At 64.1% G+C, this 2,696-nt stretch carries 3 protein-coding genes; 2 read left to right on the top strand and 1 reads right to left on the bottom strand.

The features are described from left to right. Window positions 1-443 (top strand): zinc finger domain-containing protein (locus tag WBF82_RS16825; protein WP_424384108.1); only part of this gene is annotated, 443 nt, incomplete at its 5' end. Between the two features lie 13 nt (window positions 444-456). Beyond that, window positions 457-1,212, top strand: a complete 756-nt coding sequence (locus WBF82_RS16820; RefSeq protein WP_424384107.1) for an SDR family oxidoreductase — start codon at window positions 457-459, stop codon at window positions 1,210-1,212. Window positions 1,213-1,285: 73 nt separating this feature from the next. On the opposite strand, the gene pgi is transcribed toward WBF82_RS16820, so the two are convergent. Continuing rightward, the coding region (pgi, locus tag WBF82_RS16815; protein WP_424384106.1) for a glucose-6-phosphate isomerase at window positions 1,286-2,696 on the bottom strand (1,411 nt) is incomplete at its 5' end.

Raw genomic sequence — 2,696 nt, 5'->3', positions numbered from 1 at the left:
CCGATGCACTGCAGCTGTCCGTCGACGAATTGGCCGGCCTGCTGGCCGGAAACACCGGCCGGATCAAGTCCGTCATCACCGACCAGAAGGTGATCGCCGGTATAGGCAACGCCTACAGCGACGAGATTCTTCATGTCGCAAAGATTTCGCCGTTCGCCACGGCGGGAAAGATCGCCGACGGACAGCTGGCCGCATTGCACGACGCGATGGTTTCGGTCCTCTCCGACGCGGTGACCCGCTCGGTCGGCCAGCAGGCTGCGACGCTCAAGGGGGAGAAGCGGTCCGGATTGAGGGTGCATGCGCGCACCGGCCTGCCGTGTCCGGTGTGCGGAGACACCGTTCGTGAAGTGTCGTTCGCCGACAAGTCGTTTCAGTACTGCCCGACCTGCCAGACCGGCGGCAAGGTGCTGGCCGACCGGCGAATGTCGCGTCTACTCAAGTAGCTATGCTGCGCGGATGACTCCGACTCGGCGGAAGATCCTCATCACCGGCGCGAGTTCCGGCCTGGGCGCCGGCATGGCCCGTGCGTTCGCGGCCAAGGACCGCGACCTGGCGCTGTGCGCTCGCCGCACCGATCGGCTCGACGAGCTCAAAGCTGAGCTGTCGCAACAGTATCCGAGCGTCACGGTGGCCGTCGCCGCGCTGGACGTCAACGACCACGAACAGGTGCCGAAGGTATTCGCCCAATTGTCCGACACGCTCGGCGGAATCGACCGGGTGATCGTCAACGCCGGTATCGGTAAGGGCGCGCCTCTGGGGTCGGGCAAACTGTGGGCCAACAAGGCAACGATCGAAACCAATTTGGTAGCTGCCCTGGTTCAGATCGAAACCGCGCTACAGATGTTCAAGCAGCAGGGGTCGGGGCATCTGGTGCTGATCTCCTCGGTGCTCGGCGCCAAGGGTGTGCCCGGCGTGAAGGCGGCGTATGCGGCCAGCAAGGCCGGGGTGCGCTCGCTGGGTGAGTCGCTGCGTGCCGAATACGCCAACGGTCCGATCAAGGTGTCCGTCCTCGAGCCGGGCTATATCGAGTCGGAGATGACCGCCAAATCGCAGAGCACAATGTTCATGGTGGACAACGAAACTGGGGTCAAGGCGTTGGTCGCCGCCATCGAGCGTGAGCCGGGCCGGGCCGCCGTGCCGTGGTGGCCGTGGGCGCCGATGGTGCAGCTGATGCGGGTACTACCGCCGCCGCTGGCCAAGCGCTTCGGGTGACCCGGGCGAGCAGACGTAAAAGCTCCCGACACGCCGTGGAATGTGGGGCTTATGCGACTGCTCGGCGGAAAACCTAGCCCACGCGCCCTCTTTCGGTCCTGTATCGGCGCACCAGCGCGTCGGTCGAGCTGTCCGATTGCTTATCCGGCGATGCGTCGTCAGTGATGACCGGCAGCAGCGCCTTGGCCTGCGTCTTACCCAACTCGACGCCCCATTGGTCGAACGAGTCGATGCCCCACACCACGCCCTCGGTGAAGACCTGATGCTCGTACAGGGCGATCAACTGGCCCATTACCGATGGGGTGAGCCTGGTGGCCAGAATGGATGTGGTCGGTCGGTTACCGGGCATCACCTTGTGCGGCACCACATCCGCAGCCGTGCCTTCGGCGGCGATCTCCTCGGCCGTCTTGCCGAATGCCAACACCTGGGTCTGCGCGAAGAAGTTGCTCATCAGCAGGTCGTGCATGCTGCCGGTGCCGTCGGCTGTGGGCAGGTCGTCGATCGGTTGGGAAAAACCGATGAAGTCGGCCGGCACCAGACGGGTGCCTTGGTGTAGCAACTGGTAGAAAGCGTGCTGGCCGTTGGTTCCTGGCTCGCCCCAATAGATTTCACCGGTGTCGGTGACGACCGGTGTGCCGTCCGCGCGGGTTGACTTGCCATTGGATTCCATCGTCAGCTGCTGCAGATACGCCGCGAATCGCGCGAGGTCGTTGGAATACGGCAGAACCGCACGCGACTGTGCGCCAAAGAAATTCGAATACCACAGCTCTATCAGCCCAAGCAACGCCGGTGCGTTGGCCTGAAGCGGGGCGGTCCGGAAATGCTCGTCAACTAGGTGGAACCCGGACAGGAAGTCCGCGAAAGCCTCCCGGCCGATCGCGGCCATCACCGAGAGCCCGATCGCCGAGTCGACCGAATACCGTCCGCCGACCCAGTCCCAGAATCCGAACATGTTCTCGGTGTCGATGCCGAACTCGTCGACCAGCTTCTTGTTGGTCGAGACGGCAACGAAATGCTTTGCCACCGCGTCATCGCCGAGCGCGTCGGTCAGCCAGCGCCGGGCCGCGGTGGCGTTGGTGAGCGTCTCCAGCGTCGAGAATGTCTTGGAGGCGACGATGAAAAGCGTTGTGGCCGGGTCTAAATCGGCCAACGTCGCGATCAGGTCGGCGGGATCGACATTGGACACGAACCGCGCCGAGATGCCTGCGTCGGCGTAGTGACGCAGCGCTTGGTAGACCATCACCGGTCCGAGGTCCGAACCGCCGATTCCGATGTTGACGACGGTGCTGATTCGCTTTCCGGACGCGCCGGTCCATTCGCCGCTGCGCAACCGGTCGGTGAACTCGCCCATCGCGTCGAGCACCTCGTGCACATCCTCGACCACGTTCTGCCCGTCCACAATCAGCTCCGCATCGCGCGGTAGCCGAAGCGCGACGTGCAGCACCGCGCGGTTCTCCGAAGTGTTGATGTGCACGCCGGTGAAC

It is taken from the genome of Mycobacterium sp. (assembly GCF_049673265.1).
Taxonomy (GTDB): Bacteria; Actinomycetota; Actinomycetes; order Mycobacteriales; family Mycobacteriaceae; genus Mycobacterium.
The sequence above is the reverse complement of the archived record's forward strand: the minus strand, read 5'-3'. Positions and strand labels throughout refer to the sequence as shown.

What these genes read in the sequence shown, in the direction of transcription:
- WBF82_RS16820 (WP_424384107.1), top strand. Translation starts at nt 457, where the DNA reads ATGACTCCGACTCGGCGGAAGATCCTCATCACCGGCGCGAGTTCCGGC.